This window comes from Pseudobacteroides sp. (genome assembly GCF_036567765.1).
Taxonomy (GTDB): Bacteria; Bacillota; Clostridia; order Acetivibrionales; family DSM-2933; genus Pseudobacteroides.
Map to the genome: position 1 here is coordinate 16,416 of NZ_DATCTU010000062.1, position 22,872 is coordinate 39,287.

General features: G+C 37.7%; 21 protein-coding genes, 1 riboswitch and 1 other annotated feature. Of the genes, 11 read left to right on the plus strand and 10 right to left on the minus strand.

Translation table 11 applies throughout. The annotated features are described in order from the left end of the window. Positions 1-73: 73 nt before the first annotated feature. Positions 74-2,020: a response regulator gene (locus tag VIO64_RS09655; protein WP_331917567.1), complete on the minus strand. Its 1,947-nt coding sequence runs from the start codon at positions 2,018-2,020 to the stop codon at positions 74-76. A gap of 248 nt (positions 2,021-2,268) precedes the next feature. Here VIO64_RS09655 and VIO64_RS09660 point away from each other — a divergent pair, with 248 nt between their 5' ends. Continuing rightward, a complete protein-coding gene (locus VIO64_RS09660) occupies positions 2,269-2,637 on the plus strand; it encodes a metalloregulator ArsR/SmtB family transcription factor (RefSeq protein ID WP_331917569.1) in 369 nt (122 codons plus the stop codon). A gap of 31 nt (positions 2,638-2,668) precedes the next feature. Then, complete coding sequence (locus VIO64_RS09665) at positions 2,669-4,792, plus strand: heavy metal translocating P-type ATPase (RefSeq protein ID WP_331917571.1); 2,124 nt, start codon at positions 2,669-2,671, stop codon at positions 4,790-4,792. Positions 4,793-4,904: 112 nt separating this feature from the next. On the opposite strand, the gene VIO64_RS09670 is transcribed toward VIO64_RS09665, so the two are convergent. The 3 genes from VIO64_RS09670 to VIO64_RS09680 form a co-directional block, all read right to left on the minus strand. Next, complete coding sequence (locus VIO64_RS09670; RefSeq protein WP_331917573.1) at positions 4,905-6,860, minus strand: MFS transporter; 1,956 nt, start codon at positions 6,858-6,860, stop codon at positions 4,905-4,907. Between the two features lie 209 nt (positions 6,861-7,069). After that, positions 7,070-8,242 (minus strand): NAD(P)-dependent malic enzyme, encoded by a 1,173-nt coding sequence (locus VIO64_RS09675; RefSeq protein WP_331917575.1) that lies wholly within the window; start codon positions 8,240-8,242, stop codon positions 7,070-7,072. A gap of 87 nt (positions 8,243-8,329) precedes the next feature. Further along, the gene (locus VIO64_RS09680) at positions 8,330-9,280 is read right to left on the minus strand and encodes an L-lactate dehydrogenase (protein ID WP_331917577.1); all 951 of its coding nucleotides are present in this window, start codon (positions 9,278-9,280) and stop codon (positions 8,330-8,332) included. 237 nt (positions 9,281-9,517) lie between these two features. On the opposite strand from VIO64_RS09680, the gene VIO64_RS09685 reads away from it, so the two are divergent. The 8 genes from VIO64_RS09685 to VIO64_RS09720 all read left to right on the plus strand — a co-directional run bounded on the left by VIO64_RS09685 (position 9,518) and on the right by VIO64_RS09720 (position 17,414). Continuing rightward, entirely contained in the window at positions 9,518-10,138 is a 621-nt protein-coding gene (locus tag VIO64_RS09685) for a GGDEF domain-containing protein (protein ID WP_331917579.1), read from the plus strand. Positions 10,139-10,194: 56 nt separating this feature from the next. Beyond that, positions 10,195-10,248 (plus strand) — a sequence feature (sodium ion sensor (DUF1646 type); this cis-regulatory element may regulate processes involved in with the transportation of sodium ions). A 111-nt stretch (positions 10,249-10,359) separates the two neighbouring features. Then, positions 10,360-10,495: riboswitch (cyclic di-AMP (ydaO/yuaA leader) on the plus strand. Positions 10,496-10,655: 160 nt separating this feature from the next. After that, positions 10,656-11,516 carry a 4-hydroxy-tetrahydrodipicolinate reductase gene (dapB, locus tag VIO64_RS09690; RefSeq protein ID WP_331917581.1) on the plus strand — a complete coding sequence of 287 codons (861 nt, stop codon included), beginning with the start codon at positions 10,656-10,658 and terminating at the stop codon, positions 11,514-11,516. Between the two features lie 77 nt (positions 11,517-11,593). Then, the gene (locus tag VIO64_RS09695) at positions 11,594-11,956 is read left to right on the plus strand and encodes a DUF2294 domain-containing protein (protein WP_331917583.1); all 363 of its coding nucleotides are present in this window, start codon (positions 11,594-11,596) and stop codon (positions 11,954-11,956) included. Between the two features lie 168 nt (positions 11,957-12,124). After that, the gene (locus tag VIO64_RS09700; RefSeq protein WP_331917585.1) at positions 12,125-13,294 is read left to right on the plus strand and encodes a 5-(carboxyamino)imidazole ribonucleotide synthase; all 1,170 of its coding nucleotides are present in this window, start codon (positions 12,125-12,127) and stop codon (positions 13,292-13,294) included. A 9-nt stretch (positions 13,295-13,303) separates the two neighbouring features. Continuing rightward, the gene (gene purE, locus VIO64_RS09705; protein ID WP_331917587.1) at positions 13,304-13,798 is read left to right on the plus strand and encodes a 5-(carboxyamino)imidazole ribonucleotide mutase; all 495 of its coding nucleotides are present in this window, start codon (positions 13,304-13,306) and stop codon (positions 13,796-13,798) included. A gap of 37 nt (positions 13,799-13,835) precedes the next feature. Beyond that, positions 13,836-15,218, plus strand: a complete 1,383-nt coding sequence (locus tag VIO64_RS09710) for a DUF3360 family protein (RefSeq protein ID WP_331917589.1) — start codon at positions 13,836-13,838, stop codon at positions 15,216-15,218. A 97-nt stretch (positions 15,219-15,315) separates the two neighbouring features. Beyond that, complete coding sequence (locus tag VIO64_RS09715; protein ID WP_331917591.1) at positions 15,316-16,380, plus strand: asparaginase; 1,065 nt, start codon at positions 15,316-15,318, stop codon at positions 16,378-16,380. After that, complete coding sequence (locus VIO64_RS09720) at positions 16,368-17,414, plus strand: asparaginase (protein WP_331917593.1); 1,047 nt, start codon at positions 16,368-16,370, stop codon at positions 17,412-17,414. Before VIO64_RS09715 ends, VIO64_RS09720 begins: the two co-directional genes overlap by 13 nt. A 53-nt stretch (positions 17,415-17,467) precedes the next feature. On the opposite strand, the gene VIO64_RS09725 is transcribed toward VIO64_RS09720, so the two are convergent. Continuing rightward, complete coding sequence (locus VIO64_RS09725) at positions 17,468-18,934, minus strand: phosphate--AMP phosphotransferase (protein ID WP_331917595.1); 1,467 nt, start codon at positions 18,932-18,934, stop codon at positions 17,468-17,470. Positions 18,935-19,020: 86 nt separating this feature from the next. Then, positions 19,021-19,740, minus strand: coding sequence for an NAD-dependent protein deacylase (locus VIO64_RS09730; protein ID WP_331917604.1), 720 nt, complete (start codon positions 19,738-19,740; stop codon positions 19,021-19,023). A gap of 147 nt (positions 19,741-19,887) precedes the next feature. On the opposite strand from VIO64_RS09730, the gene VIO64_RS09735 reads away from it, so the two are divergent. Beyond that, positions 19,888-20,031 (plus strand): hypothetical protein, encoded by a 144-nt coding sequence (locus tag VIO64_RS09735; RefSeq protein ID WP_331917596.1) that lies wholly within the window; start codon positions 19,888-19,890, stop codon positions 20,029-20,031. 72 nt (positions 20,032-20,103) lie between these two features. Here the strand turns inward: VIO64_RS09735 and VIO64_RS09740 are convergent, their stop codons facing one another. From VIO64_RS09740 to VIO64_RS09755, 4 genes are all read right to left on the minus strand, one after another. Further along, on the minus strand, positions 20,104-21,183 hold the full coding sequence (locus tag VIO64_RS09740; protein WP_331917598.1) for an ATPase: 1,080 nt from the start codon (positions 21,181-21,183) through the stop codon (positions 20,104-20,106). Positions 21,184-21,282: 99 nt separating this feature from the next. After that, positions 21,283-22,176 (minus strand): site-2 protease family protein, encoded by an 894-nt coding sequence (locus VIO64_RS09745; protein ID WP_331917600.1) that lies wholly within the window; start codon positions 22,174-22,176, stop codon positions 21,283-21,285. An 86-nt stretch (positions 22,177-22,262) separates the two neighbouring features. After that, positions 22,263-22,517 carry a hypothetical protein gene (locus tag VIO64_RS09750; RefSeq protein ID WP_331917606.1) on the minus strand — a complete coding sequence of 85 codons (255 nt, stop codon included), beginning with the start codon at positions 22,515-22,517 and terminating at the stop codon, positions 22,263-22,265. A 3-nt stretch (positions 22,518-22,520) separates the two neighbouring features. Next, positions 22,521-22,700, minus strand: a complete 180-nt coding sequence (locus tag VIO64_RS09755) for a WG repeat-containing protein (RefSeq protein WP_331917602.1) — start codon at positions 22,698-22,700, stop codon at positions 22,521-22,523. Between the last annotated feature and the right edge of the window lie 172 nt (positions 22,701-22,872).

The window sequence follows — 22,872 nt, forward strand, 5'->3', positions numbered from 1 at the left end:
GCTATCTGCAGCCACAGGCTCTTTGGACATTATTCCATTATATGCAATCAACCAATTCTTTATATACAATAATTTATCTTTCAGTAGCCGCATAGGACTGTAAAACCATATATAAATCGTTAAGCTTTAAAGGTTTTTCCAAATATGCATCCATGCCCGCATCCAGATATTCTTTTTTCTTGCCGTGCATCACATTTGCAGTCGCTGCAATTACAAATGATTTATTTGGCCCATGTTTCTCCATTCTTCTTATTTGCCTTATTACATCAATACCATCCATATCCGGCAGGCAAATATCCAGGAATATAATGTCATACTGTATCATGTGCATAAATTCCAATGCTTCTTCACCTGAAAAAGCACAAGTTGTTTTAATCCCAAGCTTATCCAAAACGCTTTTTAGAAGCTTACTGCTAACAATATCATCCTCAACTATAAGTGCTGTGAAATCATGTTTCAAAAAACTGCTTTGCTGATTAAAAGAAAGCTCTCTTTCTATGTCTGCCGCTTCTTCCAACCCCTTATCAACATAATATGTAAAGCTGAACTTGCTGCCTTTACCCACCTGGCTTTCAGCCCACATCTCTCCGCCGTTCTTTTCGACAAGCCCTTTACATATTGCAAGCCCAAGCCCACTACCCCCATATTTTCTTGTAGAGCTTGTGTCAACCTGGCTGAAGGGTTTAAACAGCCTGCACAAATCGTCACCCGGGATTCCTATACCCGTATCTGATACCGACACCTCCAGCTTTATTCTTCCGCTCTGTTCTTCCTTGTGTTCTAATGCCAAAACAATATTTCCCTCATCAGTAAACTTCATAGCATTTTCAATTAGATTCCCTACAATCTGACTAAACTTTCCCACATCCCCATACAATTTTCTAGGAATTCCGGGATCAATATCAGTATGAAATTTCAGATCTTTTTCAAATATCCTCTTTGAAAATATAGATTCTATATCATAAACAAAGCTATCCAAATTGAAAATTTCTTTATAAAATGTGGTTGCATCTGCTTCCAGCTTTGACAGGTCCAGTATATCACCGATTATTCTCATCAGGTTACTTGAGCAATTTAATATCGTGTTCAAGTATTCCATTTGTTGACAATTCAATTGGGATAGCATCATCAATTGAGCCATTCCCATGATCCCATTAAGTGGTGTACGAATTTCATGGCTCATGTTTGCAAGAAAGGCACTTTTGGCTTTATCTGCAGCTTCAGCAGCGTTCTTGGCCTCAATTATCTCTCTTTCAGCTTTTTTACTGTCTGTTATATCATGGTAATTCACTAATATACCTTTAATATAAGGGTCATCGATTAGGTTTGAGGCTGTTAGGTGTATTATTTTATAGCTTCCATTCTTACATTTGTATCTATACTCAACAGTAGCAGTTCCTTTATCTTCTTTCAGAATTTTATAGAACTCCTTCCAAACCCTTCCTAATTCTTCCGGATGAACTGTAATCCAAAATTCTTTACCCATCAGCTCCTCCGATGCCCAGCCAAACCATTTTTCAACATTTGGGCTTTTATATCGGATTATCCCGTTTTCATCAATTATCGAAATAACATCTGAAATATTTGCAATCATGGACTGTTTTCTGCCTTGGCTCTCCTTTAATGCCTTGTTCTCATTCCTTACGATTGCTCCTTCCAGCTCCCTGTTAATGACAAGTGGAAGTCTGTCCAAGTTGCTTATCATAACACAATCATGACAGCCCGCTTTCATAAGCTTAATTACATCCTCTTCTGCTATAGCTCTTGAGACCACAATACAGGGAATGTCAATACCCAGTTCCCTTAATATCTTCAAAGCTTCAAGTGCGTCAAAGCCCTGCATTGGATAATTACAAAGAATGATATCCCAGGGGCTTTCATTTATCAACCTTCTCATATCTTGTGCATTGTCTGCCATCCCATGGTCTACTTTATAACCTGTTCCGGAAAGATTTTTTAAAATCAACTCCATATCGCTTATACAATCTTCAACCATAAGTAATTTCAAATCCTTTTCCAATGCACTCACCTCTTGTAATTAATTAGTTATCTTATTTCACCTGTACGCTAGTTTTATCTATCTCCTTAGTCACCAACAGAAATATCGGCATAAAAATGTAAATTATTAATTGAGGATTCTCATTATCACTTGAACAATTATTCATATATATGTTGACATATTTACTACAGCAGCATATAATGGCAATATAACACATGAACAACTATTCATATATTCGTATTATCGATAAAACAAAATGGGGTGAGAAAATGGTTGATAACAAGAACATAATAGACAGATGTAATTGCAATGTAATCCATGAGGAAATAGTAAATAAAGTAAAGGAAAAGATGCCTTGCGAGGAGAACCTGTATGATCTTGCAGAGCTTTTTAAGGTTTTTGGTGATACTACCAGAATCAAGATACTCTGGGCATTAGCAGAATCAGAAATGTGCGTTTGTGATATAGCTGTACTTCTGAATATGACTCAATCTGCAATATCTCATCAATTAAGAGTTTTAAAGCAATCAAGATTAGTCAAATACAGAAAAGATGGTAAGATTGTTTTCTATTCATTGGATGATGAGCATGTTAAACAGATATTTGATCAGGGCTTAGTCCATATTAATGAAAAATAATTAGTTGCGGTAGATGAAAGAAGGTATTTTTATGGAAGCGTTAAATGAAAAATTACTAACCGGAAGGAAGTCAATATATTTTTCCGGCCTGTTCTGTGCTGATTGTGCAGCAAAGATAGAAAACGAAGTAAACCGTATTGATGGTGTTAAATCGGCCACACTGGACTTCGTTTCCCAAAAGCTTACGATAGATGCAATGGATAAAAATGATTTGCCGGTTATAATTCAGCAAGCTGCAGAAATTGCAGTCCGCATTGAACCTGATATTGAAATTATAGATAATGATAAATCGAAAGATAAAAATGACGGAAAAAGCAAAAAGGAATGGCTTGAAATTATTACATTTGGACTGGGTGCTCTGTTTTTTGCACTGGCTCTTCTTCTCAAGCTCCCCTTTTGGGGCGAGGTAGGCCTATACCTTATAAGCTATATTTTGGTCGGCAGCGAAGTTATCGTAAGGGCATTCAAGAATATTCTAAGAGGTCAGGTATTTGACGAAAACTTCTTAATGAGTATTGCAACCATTGGTGCTTTTGCCATAGGAGAATACCCCGAAGGTGTTGCCGTAATGCTTTTTTATCAGATAGGAGAGTTCTTCCAAGATGCAGCTGTAAACCGCTCTAGAAAGTCTATATCCGCTTTAATGGATATCAGGCCGGACTTTGCTAACTTAATGATTGGTAATGACACACGAAGAGTTTCTCCCGATGAGGTGAAAATAGGGGATAAAATTGTCATTAAACCAGGAGAAAAGATACCACTTGACGGTATAGTAGTTGAAGGTAGATCTACACTAGATACATCCGCTCTTACAGGCGAATCACTCCTAAGGGATGCAGAACCCGGAAGCCAGGTATTATCAGGGTCTATCAATAAAAACGGAGTCCTAACTCTTGAAGTTACAAAAACCTTCGGCGAGTCCACTGTTTCCAAAATACTTGATCTGGTCCAAAACGCAAGCAGCAAGAAAGCAATCACAGAGAACTTTATAACAAAGTTTGCAAGATATTATACTCCCTTTGTAGTTTTTGCAGCTGCCGCTCTAGCTGCTATACCACCTCTTCTGATACAAGGCAGTTCATTTTCCGAATGGATAAACAGGGCTCTGGTTTTCCTTGTTGTCTCATGTCCATGTGCATTGGTTGTATCAATCCCCTTAAGCTTTTTTGGCGGTATCGGTGGAGCTTCCAAAAACGGTATATTGGTAAAGGGAGGCAATTTCCTAGAGGCATTAAACAACATAGATACTGTAGTGTTTGATAAAACAGGTACTCTGACAAAAGGTGTTTTCAAGGTTACAAACATAACAAGCAAAAGTTCTATCTCGGACCAGGAAATTCTCGAATACTCCGCACTGGCAGAAAGTTACTCAAATCATCCGATTGCCCTCTCAATACAAAAAGCATACGGAAGAGAAGGTGATAAAACAAAAGTGTCCCAATATGAGGAAGTACCTGGCCACGGAATAAAAGCCAACATAAATGGAAGAAGGATCCTATTAGGAAATACCAAGCTTATGAAAAAGAATAATATCCCCTATGACGATATAAATACCTACGGCACAGTAATACACTTGGCTGTTGACGGAGAATATGCAGGATATATTGTCATATCGGACGAAATAAAACCGGACAGTCAAAGAGCAATGAAGGAGCTCAAAAGTCTGGGTGTTAAGAGTTTGGTTATGCTCACAGGCGACAACAAGTCGGCAGGCGAAAAAATCGGAAGTGAAATTGGCATGGATTCAGTGTATGCCGAGTTGCTGCCCCATGAGAAAGTAGAAAAACTGGAGATGCTGGATGGTAAAAAGTCCACGAAAGGCTGTCTTGTATTTGTAGGAGACGGTATAAACGATGCCCCTGTACTTGCCCGGGCAGATGTGGGAGTTGCAATGGGCGGATTGGGCTCCGATGCCGCTATAGAAGCCGCAGATGTGGTCCTAATGACTGATGAGCCGTCAAAGCTTGTAAGTGCCATAAAAATAGCAAGAAGAACTCGCAACATCGTTTGGCAGAACATCATCTTCGCTATGGCTGTAAAGGGCATTATACTCCTCTTAGGAGCCGGTGGTATTGCTACCATGTGGGAAGCCGTGTTTGGCGATGTGGGTGTGGCATTAATAGCAATCATAAATGCAATGCGTGTTTACAAATAAGGCCTCAAAATAATTTCCCAGACATCAAGAAAGGGATTGTCATAAAAATATGAACCATTTTTATGACAATCCCTTTCCAATTCATTAGCAAACATTACTGCCGCGACTGTTACTATAGCATATTTTCTTCTTTTCTGTCTCTATAGAAAGCCAATATAATGAGTGCAATCAACGAAGATATGGTTACAGTAAGATAAACCTGCTTAAAGCCATTATTTAACTCAGCTTGGAGCTTCCCTTCAATCGTTCCGCTCATTTTATCAATCTCATTTAAGTAATTTGTACTGGCTGTTTTGAAGGCTTCTGGGACCGCATCCTTCATTGCAGTCATCTTAGAAATTGTATCCTCTATATCCCTTTTTAAATAATAACCTTTTTCCATTCCAGGCAAAGATTTATCCATACGTGACAAAGTACTGCTCATTGCATCAATGCCGCTTTGAATGCCGGTTTGTATTTGGGAAACTATACCCGGAGACATCTGTTCAAACATCTTTTGTGCAAAGGTTTTACTGTTCTTTGTTATATTGGTCACATCTGAAGATTTCATCAGTTCCATAAGTTCATTCGGAATTTTGTAACCGCTTTTACCACTCATATCGATTTTTATGGTACTCATTGAAGCAAGGTCAGGTATCTTTATGCCAGCAAGATCCTTCATATACGGGTTGTCTTTTAAATTATTAAATTTGTCATTAAGTTCTTTAGCATAAGGCAACGAAGGAACTGCTATTTCTTTTGGAAATAAAGCCATAATCTCGGTCTGGCTATTGGCCCCTGCATGTGCTATAAAACCAATCATAATGGCGGGTGCAATTACCGTGCCAACTGAACGAATAAGCGAAAGCGTTGCTAGTGCTGAATTCGATTCCTCCTTTCTTGTATTTTTAAGCATCATATAATTTAGAGGTGCCCCAATGGTAAAACCCATTCCAAGCCCTATAAGAATAAGACTCACAACAACATTGAAGGTATTTGGATAATTAGCTGCTATAAGGATAAGGTATAGCGATCCTAATACTGTAATGAAAAACCCTGATGCCAAAACCACTTTGGCTCCAAATCTGTCAATCAGTTTCCCGGATGCAGGTGCACCCACACCGGCAAACAATCCTAATATTATAACAAAATATCCCCCGCTGCCTGATGCTATTTTAAGGGCATTTTCTGAAAACTGGGGTACAAATATCATACCCATCATTGCAACTCCTACAACAAACGAGAGAATCAATACAACGAGTATTCGGCCATTTGTGAAGAATCCCAGATTCATGACCGGGTCTTCCGCCCTCTTTTCAACCAAAATAAAGAGTGGCAGCAGTATAACAAATATCATCAGGAATGGATAGACGCTCAAGTCACCAACCGTAGCTAGAAAGTCAAAAAAGTCAATATTTTTCAATCCATACATTAGAGACAATACCATAGCAGTTAACAGCAATATTCCTAAAATATCGGTCTTTTTAACCTCCTGAAGCCGATTGTTTGGGATAAAAACAAAACCCGCAACAAGAATAAACAGGCTTATTGGAAGATTTATGTAAAATATAAATTGCCAGTTATCCTTTCCGAATATATCCATTATTGCACTACCTGCAGATGCACCGAATATATTGGCAATTCCATATACCCCACCTATTAGACCTAGTGCCATACCTCGTTTCTCAGGAGGGAAGGTGGTCCCGAATTCAGCAGTAGCAACCGGTAATATGCCGCCTCCACCAAGGGCTTGTATTACTCTTCCCACAAGCAATACCGAAAAACTTCCTATATCCTGCGATAATCCGCACAGCAGTGAGCCAAAGCCAAAAAGAAATATACTTGTCAGATAAATATACTTTCTCCCGTATTTATCAGCCATCTTCCCCATTATAGGGATGCTTGCTGCATAGGCCAACGTATATATGGTAATCATCCATATACCGGTCTTTTCATCAACCATAAGGTTATTTTGTATAACTGTCCTAGCCGGCGTTACAATCCCTGTGTCAATTGCTCCCATGAATATACCTGCCAGATAAGCAGCCATAATCATACCCAGATTAGTCTTTTTTATCTTATCCACCATAGTTGTTTCTCCTTAATCAAGTATTTGAGCCTAATCCATTTTATGCTTGATAGCCCATCCTTACCACCGTTTAACTTTTGCTGTAATTAAAATACCCCATGGAGTAGCGGTCTTATACCATCTATTCTATGGGGTATCTATAATTTGTATAATGACATTAATTTAACAAACTAAGACATGAGAACGCTATAGCTCTATCATGGCTTTAATTATATTCTATTAACACCAGTTTTCTTTGCAGCCTCAGCTACTGCAGCTGCAACGCTTTTACCAACTCTTGGATCAAAAGGAGCTGGAATAACATAATCAGGATTCAACTCTTCATCAGAAACAATAGCAGCAATAGCTTCTGCTGCAGCTATCTTCATTGCATCATTGATATCACTTGCCCTTACATCCAATGCACCTCTGAAAATACCAGGGAAAGCAAGAACGTTATTAATCTGGTTCGGGAAGTCTGAACGACCTGTTCCCATAACCTTACAGCCCGCTTCTTTAGCTTCATCAGGCATTATTTCAGGTACAGGATTTGCCATAGCAAAGATAATAGGATCCTTCGCCATTGTCTTAACCATTTCTTTTGTAAGCATGCCTGCTGCAGATACTCCTATAAACACATCAGCACCTACGATAACATCCTTCAACAGACCCTTCTTTTTATGGAGATTTGAAATCTTAGCCATTTCCTCTTTTTCTGTGTTAAGATTTTCTCTTCCTTCATAGATGGCACCCTTAGTATCACAGAGAATAACCTTTTCAAGACCCATAGCCATAAGAAGCTTTGTAATAGCAATGCCGGCAGCTCCGGAACCATTAACTATAACTTCTAAGTCCTTCATTTTCTTTCCAGTTAACTTTAATGCATTTATCATTGCTGCCAATGTAACAATAGCAGTACCATGCTGGTCATCATGGAAAATCGGAATATCACATTCCTCTTTAAGTCTTCTTTCAATTTCAAAGCATCTTGGTGCAGAAATATCTTCCAAGTTAACTCCACCAAAGCTTCCAGCAAGTAGCTTTACTGTATTTACAATTTCATCAACGCTCTTTGAACGTATGCAGAGCGGGAATGCGTCAACATCTCCAAATGTTTTAAATAGTACACATTTACCTTCCATAACAGGCATTCCAGCTTCAGGTCCTATGTCACCCAATCCCAAAACTGCAGTACCGTCAGTTATAACAGCAACAAGATTTCCTCTTCTTGTATACTGGTATGAAAGGTCTACATCCTTTTCAATCGCCAAACATGGCTCAGCAACACCAGGAGTATATGCAAGTGAAAGATCCTCTTTGTTTTTTACAGGTACAGTACTGATTACTTCTATCTTTCCCTTCCATTCTCCATGAAGTCTTAACGACTCTTTTCTGTAATCCATTTAATTCCACCCCTTACGAATATGTTAATATTATTTTTTTAAGGATATTGCTTTGACTATAAGATTATAGCACACTTTAAATACCCGTTAAATATCTTTTACTTCATTCAACACAATCTTTAATTGTTCAGCTGAGTGTTTTAGTGCTGCAAGTTCATCATCTGCTAATTTTAAATCAACGATACTCTTAACTCCATTTGAGTTTACTATTGACGGAAGACTGAGTGCAACTTCTTCAATACCATAATTGCCATTGATAACTGTGCTAACTGTTCTTATTGTGTTTTGATCCTTAAGTAAAGATTCAAGAATCGTGTTGATTGAAACAGCAATAGCATAGTATGTAGCACCCTTCCTCTTGATAATTTCAGCTCCAGCAGTTTTAACATCTACCATAATAGCTTCCTTATCTGCTTCACTTATACCATAAGCCGGATCAGCAAAATACTCGTTAATGTTCTTTCCTGCGATATGAGTTGCACTCCAAAGAGGCAGCTGAGAATCGCCGTGTTCACCAATAATATATCCGTGAACATTTCTTACGTCCACATCAAATTTCTCACTGAGCAAATATCTGAACCTTGAGCTGTCAAGTACTGTTCCTGTTCCCAATACTCTTCCTGCAGGCAAGCCTGACCACTTTTGTATCTTGTATGTCAGAACGTCTACGGGGTTTGCTACTACAAGGATTACTCCACGAGTATAATACTTCATGATATTGCTTGTGATTTCCTTTGCGATTGCTACATTTTTCTTCGCAAGGTCAATACGTGTTTCACCTGGCTTACGATTTGCTCCTGCTGTAATAACTATCACATCACAATCCGCAACGTCGGAATAATCTCCGTCATAAACCTTCATCTGTCCTAAAAATGAAAGCCCATGATTAATATCCATCGCTTCACCTGCAGCTTTTTCTTTAGCTACGTCAATTAAAACCAATTCGCTAACCATTTGATTAAGTGATAATGCGAATGCTGCTGATGCACCTACAAAGCCGGCACCAATAATTGCTACTTTTGATCTGTTCTTTCCCATTTTAAATCCTACCTTTATATTTATTTCACTTTAATTTTATTCATTATAACAACATATTTAGTAAACTACAATAATTCTACAAAAATTTTTTCTGTTAAAATGAAAGTTATTTTTTTTATGGTTTTATTTTTGCTTTTTCGGGCCAATATAATAATAGCAATTTATATATCAAATGATATTTATGTTGACATATATATATAAATTTGATATACTGGTATATACAGGAGGGTATTATGCATGGAAGCTAATCTAGTAACAAAAGAAGAGTTTATCGCAAAGGTTGAAGAGTTAATAGCAAATGGTGATGGCCCCTTTAGTATAGCAGTAGCTGACGTTGATAACTTCGAAAATATAAATAAAATATATGGCTACCCTATTGGTGATGAGGTAATTAAAAAACTCCTGTCAGTATTTAGACAAAATTTATCCGGCATTGATCTGATTACCCGTCATGGCGATGAACTCAACATACTCCTTGTAAAAAAAGGTTCTGAAAGAAGCTTTATGGAGATGGAAGAAATAAGACGATATCTTTCGGACAATACATTTAATCTAAGTTATAAAGACAAGACAGAAAATGTTTATATAACTGTTAGCTGCGGGATAGCAAGCTATCCAAGAGATTCAAAAAATCCAATAGAGTTGTTCAGGGTGGCTGACAGTGCCATGTTCAGGGCAAAAAAGCTAGGTAAGAACAAGGTTTGCTTGTCCGAAGTAGAAAGCATGGTATTAAAATCCAGTTATTTTACGAAGACACAGGTTGACAGACTTGCCGAACTATCCAAAGAGACAGAAAAAACTGAAGCTTTCCTTCTTCGTGAAGCTTTGGATGATTTGTTTAAAAAACACAGCAAATAATAGTTATTGTTTACTCTCTCAAATGTAAGTTTAGTAACGTTTTAATAAGTTTGTTCGGTTGGATGGTTAAAGCCATTTTCAAGAGAATCAGGCTTCTGGGGTGGGAAGCTTATATTGGTATTAGTGCATATAAGTTTTCTACCCTTTTATATACTATTATGAAAGGCAACCAAAGTAACCAACACTTTACATTTGTGCTTTTCGTATATTTAAATTTAATATTTTTAGCTTCGCTGAGTCCAGAAATGGAGCGGGAGAACCAATTTATGGGGTGAGTCCGGCATGTTGTCCGGTAGGGTTAAGCTCTTTCGACCCGAATCCGTCAGCTAATCTCGTAAGCGTTGGAAGAGAAGGTGATTGATATGCTCTGATTATACCTTTTATTTGGTATACCCGTTATTGACGGCATACGCTATGGATACTTCTCCGTAGCGTTTTTTATTTTAATAATGATCTTACTCCTACAATTTAATCACGTTCAATTTTTAGTAAAAATAATGTATCGGAGGTAATTATTATGATTAGAGTTTGCATATCTGGACTTGGAAAAACAGGTAAGGAAATAGCTAAGGTTTTAATGGAGCAAGAAGATATAAAGCTTGTATCAGCAATTTGCAGCCCCAGTAGCGATAAAAGCGGCAAGGATTTGGGGGAAGTCATAGGCAGTGGCAGAACAGGAATTATTGTAGAAAGCTCAGACAATCTGGAACAAGTTATTTTCAGAACAAGGCCTGATGTGGTTGTAGACTTCTCGAGCCCTGAGGCAGCATTGAAAAACGCCAGGGTCTTTTCAAGAATGAAGGTAAATATCGTCATTGGTACAACAGGGTTTTCCAAGCTTGGCTTAAAAAAGCTTCTTGTACTTGCTACAAAACATAGAAATGCTATTGTATACGCACCAAATATCACCTTGGGAGTAAATGTTCTTATGCTTCTTACAAATTTGGCATCCAATATATTAAGCAACTATGATTTCCAAATTACAGAAATCCATCATAAGCATAAAAAGGATGCTCCATCAGGCACCGCGAAAAAGATAGCTGTTGAAATAGAAAAAGGCCTCTTGGCTTCAGGCAATTCAGTTGGAAACATTGATGTGCCAATCACAGCTGTAAGAGCCGGAGGAGTCGTAGGAAAGCATGAAGTTATGATCATCGGTGAAGATGACAAAATAGAAATTTCCCATGAGTCCTTCTCACGAAGAGCCTTTGCTCTTGGTGCTCTGCGTGCAGTCAGATTTGCAAAAGGTAAATCAGGCTACTTTGAAATGAGTGACGTCCTTAATCTAAAAAAAGTATTGGGAGATTATCTTGAAAGTGAAAACAACTCCTTTAAGGAACGCTATACAATATTCTTAAATAAAAAAATTATGGTGTGATTTTTTACCTAAATGACTATTGATTTTTATTTTACCTCATGTTATAGTTTCTATAAGCAAGTGTAGAGGTTGATAATATGACTAAGGGCCAGGCTCAAGCAAAAATAAGCGAAGCAGTAAGCAAGTTTGAAATTGAATTCATGGGCAGGGGTCCAAAGCAAATAAGAACTCTTATCATCCAAGACTTGATTATAGTAAGACTCAAGGGCTTTTTAAGCCAATCTGAACAAAAGTTGGCAGATAACAGCCAAGGAGTTGAATTACTTAAGAAAATAAGGGTAATGCTTTTTGAAAGTGCAAGAAACTATCTGGAGGTTCTTATAAAAGAAGTTGTGGATGTACACATTATAAGCACACATTCCGACGTCAGCACTAAAACCGGAGAAAAAATCATAGTAATAACTGTGGCAGAGAACCTTGAAGACAGATTTGACAAATAAAAAATTTTAAATTGGAAGACCATATAAAAGGTTTAAATAACCAGTTGTAGTGTAAGCCAGTATTTACCTTCTCTCTTTAGAGATGTAGATATTGGCTTTTATTATTTCAATAAAAGAGTGGGCAGACCACAGAATTCATACAAATGAAGTTTTGATAGGATGATGATAATGTCAATGAATAAACACAAAATACTGCAGCCGCCTTCAAGAATAGGAATTATAGGCGGGGGGCAGCTTGGAAGAATGATAACCGTTGAGGCCAAAAGGATGGGGTATCATGTGACAATACTTGACCCAACACCTTCCTCTCCTGCTGCACAGGTAGCGGATAAACAAATAACCGCTTCATTTTCGGACACAAGTGCCATTAAAAAACTTGCTGAAGATTGTGATGTTTTAACATATGAGTTTGAGCATATTAATGCTGATACACTAATTGATCTGGAGCTGGAGGGATATAATATTTATCCCTCCGGCAAGTCCCTAAAAATTATACAAGACAAATACATACAGAAAGCAATGCTAAAAGATGCTGGTATTCCAGTACCAGATTTTATTGCCATAAATAACTTCAATGATGTGTTAAATTGTATTGAAACACTTGGAATCCCATTTGTACTAAAAACCCGCTCAGGAGGTTATGACGGAAAAGGCAACAGCATAGTAAAGTCGATGAAGGAAATAGAAAAATCACTGGATGAATTCAAAGGTTTTAGTTTAATGGCAGAGAGATTTATTGAATTTGAGCGTGAGTTATCCATAATTGTTGCCCGTGATTTAAATAACAATTATGCTTTCTATCCAATAGTTGAGAATTTTCATGAAAGCAGTATACTTCGAATGACAAAAGCACCCGCATGCATAGATAATGTTTTAGCTAATAAGGTAAGGAATGTATCAAAAATGGTGCTGGAAAATGTTGATGATTACGGTGTATTTTGCATAGAAATGTTCCTCACCCCAAATAATAAGATATACATTAACGAGATAGCACCACGTCCTCATAATTCCGGTCATTACACTATTGAAGCATGTGTTACATCACAGTTTGAGCAATTGGTCAGAGTCATAACTGGAATGCCTTTAGGTTCTACAAAACAGAACTATCCTTGTGTTATGGCAAATATTCTCGGAAGCGATACTGTAGAAGGACAATATGGCTTTGAAGGAATTGAAGGTGTACTTTGTGAAGGTGATATTCATCTTCACCTATACGGTAAGCAGACCACCAAAAAAATGAAAAAAATTGGGCACTTAACTGTTCTGAATAATTCTGTTGAAATTGCAGAAGAAAAAGCTTTGAGAGCTTTGGAAAAAATAGTGGTAAAACCTTTATAAGGAGAAGATATGAAATATTTAAATAACTATTATAATGGGCCTACAGTTGGAATAATTATGGGAAGCGATTCCGATTTTCATGTAATGGCTGGTGCTGCCAAAGTACTTAAAGAATTAGGTATAGGATTTGAGATAAATGTCGTATCTGCTCACAGGACACCTAAAAAAATGTATGATTATGCCACTTCCGCAGAGGAAAGAGGCATTTCAGTTATAATAGCAGGAGCAGGAGGATCTGCACATCTTCCCGGAATGGTCGCATCTCTGACATGTATTCCGGTAATAGGTGTACCGGTTAAGTTAAAAAGCCTCGGCGGAATGGACTCACTGCTTTCAATAGTTCAGATGCCTGCAGGTATTCCTGTGGCCACAGTTTCTATAAACGGCGGCACCGCTGCCGGGTTGCTTGCTGCAAAAATGCTTGGAGTGGGTAATAAGAATATCCGAAAGAAAATAGATTATTATATGAGTAAAATAGAAGCAGAAAGTGAAACAAATTTATGATTAAGGGAAATTGCCTCTTAGTTTTGGAGGGACGAGGATGAAGAACGAAAATTTACGCCGGGAATTACTGGATGAAGATTTGTTATCGTATAAGCCAAATAAATGGAATATAAATATACCATTTAAAGATTATAGATTTAGAATTGAAGATATTATACCTGCATTATCCGGTTCCATAGGCAAGGTTTCACTTGTTGCAGCATTTGCTGTGGCCTGGGCAGCTGGTTTTAATATAAGTGATCCTTCATTCGTTACTGAAAATGTCAGGCTTGAAATAGTGATTGCCAGTATCCTCACAATAATATTCTGTGCTTTTTTAAACCCTTATGCCGGACCACCTGGAACACTTGCTCCACTAATTCCAATAATTCCAGTAATGATATCCTCAGGAGTTCATCCACTGCCCTTAAGTATCCTTATTGGACTCTTGGGGCTATTAATATCTGCTTTCAGATACTTCAGCAAGATAGTAGAGATAAATGGCACAGGTACAAAGGGTGGAATTATTCTCTTATTTGGTCTCCTTGGAATAGGCAGCTCCCTTGACAACTTAAAAGGATGGGCTGAGAAAAGTAATGTCCCACAATTATTTGTTTTACTTTTAATAACAGGACTAGCTTTGTATATACTTTTAAATAAATTCAGAGCAAGGTGGCTTATCATACCCATTTGTGCTGCAGCTTCCATAGCAGTATCCTCACTCTTTGGATTGTTTCCAACTATAAAGACCGGTATAGGTCTTCCAATTTTAAATCCTGATAAATGGTGGAATGAAAAATGGGGGATCGGCTGGGGGCTTAGTGTAGAAAATTTCATTTCAGCAGTACCCTTTGCACTTCTCGCTGTAGTCATGTGGCCAATAGATGCATTGGCAATTAAGACAATACAGGAAAAAAATTATCCCAAAGGAGCTAAAAAAGCTGTTTTTGATATGAACTCAACCTATTTAATTGTATCCATAAGAAATATTATTGGAACATTTCTAGGCGGCGGTCAAATAGCAGCAGTTTGGAGAAGCTTCATGATTCCTCTGGGAATAGTAAAAAGGCCTATAGGAGCAAGTGCTCTGATATTAGGAATTATTGGTGTGAGCTTCGGTATCTTGGGTTTTCCTGTTGATATAGCAACCTTTCCTCCATTGCTGTGGATGGTATTGATATTTGGTGTATATATTCCGCTTATTGAAGTGGGATTAACCACCATCAAATCTGCCGCGTCGGCTAAAGTAGCTGTGGTGTGTATCATTGCAGGCATTGCTGTAAATCCGGTACTTGGATGGATTATATCGGTTTTTGTTGAAAATTTTCAAGTAATAAAGGATTCTGAAAGCAGCAGAACTCTGACCTTAAAAGACCTCTACATAACGGCAGGTCTGGTGATTATCACAGGTATTGCGTTTTTTTCTACTTATATTTTATAAAGTGGTGTAACAGGTTTATTATAAACTTATGTGTATTTAAACATATGTAATCGGTTATAATAACCTAATGAAATAAATTGTACCACCGAGGTGAATGATGCATCCATTAGTAGTACTTACAAGGACAAATCGCATTGAAAGTGTTCATAAAGGTTATATTTGTGTAACGGATTCAAAGAAAAATGTTATATACAGCATAGGAGATCCAGATACAAAAGTATATTTCAGGTCTTCCGCCAAGCCCATCCAAGCTGTGGCCCTTGCAAGCTCCGGTGCCATAAACAAATTCAACATCACCCTAAAGGAATTGGCGATAATATGTTCATCTCATAGTGGAGAAGACTTCCACAGAGAAGCTGTAAGCTCCATATTAAATAAAGTGGGGCTAAATGAAGAAAGCTTGAGCTGCGGTGTAGCAAATCCTTATAACCAGGATATGATAAATCAGCTCATAAGAAAGGGAGAGCGTCCTTCACAGCTGTATAACTGCTGTTCCGGAAAACACGCCGGCATGCTTGCTCTATGCAAATACTATGATTTTCCTACAGAGGCGTATACAGAGCCGGACCACCCTGTACAAAAGATTATACTTAAAACACTGGCTGAACTTTTGGACTGCAACACGGAAGATATTGTTATTGGTATTGATGGGTGTGATGCCCCCACTTTCATGGTTTCACTACACCAGGCATCTTACCTTTATTCACTCTTAGCTCAGGGCATAAACGGGACAGGGAAATATAGAAACGCTTTTGGAATAATTCAAAAAGCCATGATCAGTTATCCTCGTATGATCAATGGAGATAAGGAATTTTGCACAGATCTGATTACCCATTCCGATGGTAAAGTTATAGGCAAGGTAGGTGCCGAGGGTATATATTGCGTAGCAGTACCTGAAAAACAGCTTGGAATCTGTATAAAGATTTCAGACGGCAACGAGCGTGGAGTCTATCCCGTTACAACACACATTTTAAGTCAACTGGAAGTTTTAAATGAAAAGGCCATGGAAAAGCTCAGGACATGGGCATTTCCGCCTGTTAAAAACCACAAGGGTAAAATTGCAGGGTATACTGTGCCTGTATTTGATATAAGCAAAAACGGTGGTACCTTTAGAATAGGCGATAAATTTGAATTCAAAGGTGAACATGCATGGAACCATTAGCAGTCGTTACAAGAAATAGTTATATAGAAAGCATTCACTATGGATATGTTTGCGTTGTTAATTCTTCCGGAAATGTTCTTTATAGTCTGGGGGATTATAACACCAAGGTGTTTCTTAGGTCTTCAGCCAAGCCTATTCAAGTAATACCACTCATACAATCGGGTGCTGCAGATGCATTCAACTTTTCACACATGGATATTGCTGTTGCCTGTGCCTCTCACAGCGGTCAAAAAATTCACCAGAAAGTTGTAAGAGATATTCTAAAACGATTAGATCTTACTGAAGAAAGCCTTCACTGCGGAACTATGAGGCCCTACAGCGAAGAAGAAAACGAAAGGCTTATTACTTCAGGAGAATTACCATCTGTCCTTCACTGCAGCTGTTCGGGTAAACACTCTGCAATGCTGGCCCTTGCAAAATTCAGAGGATATAGTATAAATGATTACGAGAGTCTATCAAACCCCATCCAAAAGGAAGTTTTAAAAACCATTTCTGAATTTACGAGTGAAGATGCCGATTCTATCCCTACAGGCACTGATGGCTGCGGTGCACCGATATATCTGATGCCTATAAATAAAATAGCTCTTTCTTATGCAAATCTGTCAATGCATTCACAAACAGAAGAAAGCCCTTACCATTACTCATGCAAGACGGTGTTTGATTCAATGATACGTTTCCCTGAAATGGTAGCTGGGGATAATGAATTTTGCACAGAGTTGATACAGGCAGCCAAAGGAAAGCTAATTGGCAAAATAGGTTCTGAAGCGGTATATTGCCTTGGAATAAAAGAAGGCAGCCTTGGTATATGCATCAAGATAGTTGACGGAAATGAGCGTGCGATCTACCCTGTTGTTATACAAGTTCTTCAGGAATTGGGTATACTAAGCAGACTTGAACTTGATTCTTTGAAGCATTGGTATAAACAGATATTAAAAAATAATCTCGGTGATGAAATTGGCGAGATATTGCCTGCCTTTAGCTTTAATTCATCAACAGGCAAGAATTTGTCACTTGGTGCCATATATCATCTATAAGTATCAGATTCCGCTTCAGCTATTCAATCAATCCCATATAACTAAAAGTAAAATTAAATTTTAAAATGATTTTTAGCATGTTTTATAAATTCCTGCAAAACCTTAATGCGGGCATACTTCTTATCCTGGCCTTCTATTATAATCCATGGTGCATAATCCGTATCGGTTCTTACAAGCATTTCGTTCATTGCTTCTATGTAAGAGTCCCACTTTTTCCTGTTTCGCCAGTCTTCATCTGTTATCTTGTATTCTTTGTCAGGCTCATTTTCCCTATCTCTAAAGCGTTTCAACTGTTCGTCCTTGTCTATATAAATAAAGAATTTTAAAACAAACGTGCCGAAATTATGCAAATGCTTTTCCATTTGATTAATTTCCTCGTAAGCCCTAACCCACTCATTTATTTTTGCAAATCCTTCTACCCTTTCTACCAATACCCTTCCATACCAACTTCTATCGAATATAGCTATATTGCCTTTAGCAGGATGATCTCTGTAAAACCGCCAAAGATAATGATGCTGCTTTTCAGTTTCATTAGGTGCTGAAGTAGGCACCACATAATATCCTCTAGGATCCATAAACCCTGTAAGTCTTTGGATTGCCCCTCCTTTTCCGCTGGCATCCATTCCTTCAAACACAATAATACCCGGTATACCCTTTGCATACATTTTGTAGGCAATCTTTTGTGCCTCCTTCTGGAGCTTTTTCAGCTTGCTTTCATAATAGTCCTGTTTAATAGTAAGGCTTAAATCAACATTCTCAAGTGGTTTAACCTTGGCATCATGGCCCCTTATATACCCCTCATTATTATTGTCCTTTGCTTCAAGCCTTTCCATCCCTTCTTGTATCAAGTCAATAGTCATTCCTAATATTGTTTTGGATGCATTTTTCAGGTCTTCACCTGAAATAATGTTCCATGGACTATATCTAAAGCTGGATAGCTTTAGAATATTATCAAAATGTTTACAATAATTTTTATAATTCTGATTTTGCTGTATATCTCTGTCGGTTACCAGCAGCTCACTGTATTTGTGATTGGTTAGTTCATCTATTCTTTCCTTTTGTGTCTTTTCTTTTACATGCAAAAAGTATTTTATAATTATTGTGTTATCATCGTGCAATTGCTTTTCAATCGTACTTATATCCCTTATATCTCGTTTCAATTCATCAGCCTCTATGCTAATTTTGTTCATTATATCAAAGTAAAAGCTTCTGTCAAAAATGGCCATATCACCTTTTTTAGGTACCTTGCTCCAAAACCTCCAGAGAAATGATCTTTCATTCTCTTCATCTGTCGGTTTGTCGAACACACTAACCTTATACGACCTTGGGTCTAATTCCCGAATCAGGTCATTAAGTACAAAACCCTTCCCAGAAGATTCCCAGCCGTCTATGATAATAAGCACAGGTATCTTTTTATTCTTTACCAACCTCTGAAGCTTTGCCAGCCTCTCTCCAAGCTCAGCTCTTTTCATTTTTTCATAAGGACTTTTGAACTTATGAAAATCAAACTTCTTAATCATGCTGAATTATCCTCCCAGATACAAAGCCAATATTGATAATCAATTTATTATTCCCTGATAAAATTTTTTAATGAACAAATCTGAACTTATGTCAATGCTTCAGCCACCTTCCACATCACATACCCAGCCTTTTGCCTTATCTGCAGCATGGCAGTACTGTCAAATGGAGTATCTGTCATATTGATAATCACCAGTTTATCACCTTCAAAGTACTTGATTAATTTCGCCGCAGGATATACAACAAGGCTTGTGCCAATAACAATGACCATATCCGCATCTCTTATATACCACTTTGCACGATAGAGCTTTTCCTCATCCAGCATCTCCTCATACAAAACAACATCCGGCCTTACAGTGCCGTTGCAGGAATCGCATTTCGGAACCGATGGGGAATTTAATACATATTCTGCACCATATTTTTTGTTACACTTCATACAATAGTTTTTATTGGCATTTCCATGAAGCTCAACTACATTCTTTGAACCGGCTTCAGTATGGAGATTATCGATATTCTGTGTCACTACAGCCCTTATTTTTCCTGCCTCCTCCAGCTTCGCAAGGGCTATATGGCATCGATTGGGTTTCACATCCCTGTAAACCATAAACTTCTTATAAAATTCAAAGAATTTCTCGGGATATTGATCAAAAAAGGTTCTGCTCAATATTACCTCAGGCGGAAAACCTTCACCATCCATCTGAAAAATTCCCTCTGAAGACCTAAAATCGGGTATTCCACTCTCTGTTGATACACCTGCACCTGTAAATGCAACAATGTTTTCTGAGGATGATATTGAATCAATTAGCATTTGTATGTCATTATTCAATTTAGCCCCTCCATTTCCATGTATATTATACAAATATATTATTTCTTTATTAACGATATTTCAAGAATGTATTCATATATACATATTTTTGATATGATAATTATAATAACCTATGGAAGAATTATTAGTATGAATACTTCACTAAATTCACAAATACCAGGGTTTAAAGCTGATGGGACTTGTACCATTTCAGCTCTAAAGAAAGCAGTGAAGGAAGCCCGACCCGACCACCAACACAGATACAAAGAGATTATCAACTGCATGCAGACATAGAGAGTCAAGCAAATGCCGGGCTCTCTATGCTAGACCTCACGCTCACTACTCACATATTCTATCTGCTTACGCTCACTTTATAATTCTAGCCAGCGTTTTCTCAAAACACCTATCAATTTCCTCAAATCGAATATTGGGAACATAATAAGTTTCAAGTTTATCATGCAATGCTTTAGCCCTGTTTATTGTTTGAAGTGCAATTGACATAATGTTGTCGAATTCCTTAAGGTTTTGATTCAGATCGTCCTTATAATTTGCCAGTACAGCTCGATTCATATAAGCCTGCATATCGACTGAAGAGAATACACTGACCTTCGATGTGTGATATTCATTGGTTGTAGTAAATGCCACATCCAGATCTGGAATCAGCAGATGGTCAAGCTTGTAGGGATTGAGTGCACAATAATAAGCTTCAACATAGAGTCCTCTTTCAATTGCAGCTGCTTTAACCTTCTCTAGAATCAAGTCTTCATGGGTACCCAGTCCGCCTCTAAACTCATATACCTTTCCAGTAGTCATTATGGTATCAAGATAATTACAATATCCGTTTGGAGTAAGAGCACTAGCAAACATACTTCTCTGCTTACCTTCCTTGCCTACCTCTACACCACCAAGCACATCATCTATAATCTTTGCCGAGAATTTATTAACTTCCTCTTTGTTCAGTGCATCGGAATAGATTGCCGCACTACCTTCATATATTGCATAAGCAGCCTTTAAGTATTTGTAAGCCCTTGAGAATATGTATCCAATCTCCCTGGTTGTGTTTATTATGTCAGATTTATGAGCCCGAATGCCTTCCTCGTTCCAAAACTCTCCAAAATTAAGAATCTCATCCACCGCTCCGGGATGTTTGGGGTCTACCACATGAGGAGCCGTTCCATCAAGGAATACTACTCCTAAATCAGGCACCTTAACCCCATCTAACGAATTGTTATCAGATGAGCAGTGTAAATACTCCAGATCGTATCCCCTGCTCTGCATTTCCGCTCCCATACGTTTCATAAATGTTGATTTTCCAACACCTGGACCACCCTTGATGACAAATATTCTATCCGCTTCTTCCTGGGTTATGATATTGCTGTAATAGCTAAAAAAACCAAGAGATGTATTCCCTCCCGGGAATAGATGCCTAATTTTGCCCTGAGACATATAAATCCCTCCATTGGGTTAATATTGCAACCTATCATTAGACTGCAATATTAATATATGAATCAGCTGATATTTGGTGAACTATTAAAAGATTGATATCTACCTCTTAAAATCATAGACCTGATATATTTCAAATATAATTGCTCCCAATAAAATTACAAGCCCAAAATACGCTGCACCAATGATCATACGCTTTCTGGCATCCAACTCATAATATGACTTGTCCGGGTTTCTCCAGTATGAAATTGTTTGGAAAATGCCTAAAATTAGTATAAGTATCATTAATGGACTCCTGAAATAAAAAGAGGCTAGAATCATAAAAACTATACCGAATATCCATACTTTCGGCGACAGGCCAGAGATAATTCTGCCACCATCCAACGGATTAATGGGTATAAGGTTGAAAAGATTTATCATAAGCCCTACATAGGTTAAAAAAAGCATGGGCTTGCTTCCCGTAATGGAGTAAATACCCAGGCACGCCAACGCACCAATACTTCCTAGTACGGGTCCTCCAAAAGATACTTTAACCTCAACCTCAACGTTCTTAGGCATCTCCTTCATGGAAATAAATGCACCTAAAAAAGGAATGAATATTGGTATAGAAACATTAAGGCCGCACTTCTTTGCAACAAGGTAGTGTCCCATTTCATGTACAAGTATCAGCAGTACAAATCCAATTGCAATAGGAAGCCCATATCTTTGCGTCTCAACTGCAATCATAAGAAACATTGAACCAAATGTAGCGGCAAACTTCCCAAGCTTTAGAAAAACAAATAAAAACTTGAGCTTGCTGAGGATAAGTAATAAAATGGCTTTAAACTTCCATAAAATAAGTAGCAGTCCCCCTACCCCTGCGAGTGCTGCTGTTTTTTTACCGGATGCAGACTTTGCAGGTCCATATTTCTCATCAGTTGTATACTCAGAATATTCATTTCTTTTTGAGAAGCTATCTTTGCTAAAATCATCGTCACTTCGTTTATTTAAATCCATTAAAATCCCCCCTAATGTCTTTTTAATAAGCAAACATGTCCCCTATGCAAAGATACCAATAACAGCAATCTTAATAGGAAACCCTTTTACTTTTCCTCAAACTCTATCTGTGACTTAAAAACCACTTTGCCGCTTTTCTCATTAGTGCCTTCTATATAAGATGAGTTTTTATTTGCAGGCGATACAGCTTTATAAAGCACCAGTACATCTTCGGGCAGAGCCTCGACTATGTAGTTAATTTCAATAGACTTTACGCCATATTTCTTATGATTCTCAACATCAAAGCAGTCCATGGCATAATCAACATACTTGGAATTGTTGATGTGTCCATTGAAGTCAATTCTCTAACAAATCATATCATTTTTATAGTTAATGTATCCATCTTTACGATCCGTGGTCTTTACATATGCTAACTCTTCACTAAATTCTCTTGCATCACAATACATAGGTTCAATTATAAATTGTCCTGTATTGTTAATAAATCCATATAAATTCCCAACTTTCATTAAATATAATTCATTCATAAAAACACCTTCCTTTTTAGATTGTACATTAATCCCAAATACCTCCTTGTAAGAACCAATTAGCATCCCAACGATCCGCAATATTAGATAATGGATTATAAATAACATCTATTTTTTTCCTGGTATCTTAACTTGTACATAACCATCTCCCAAAATATCAACTGTAACTTTC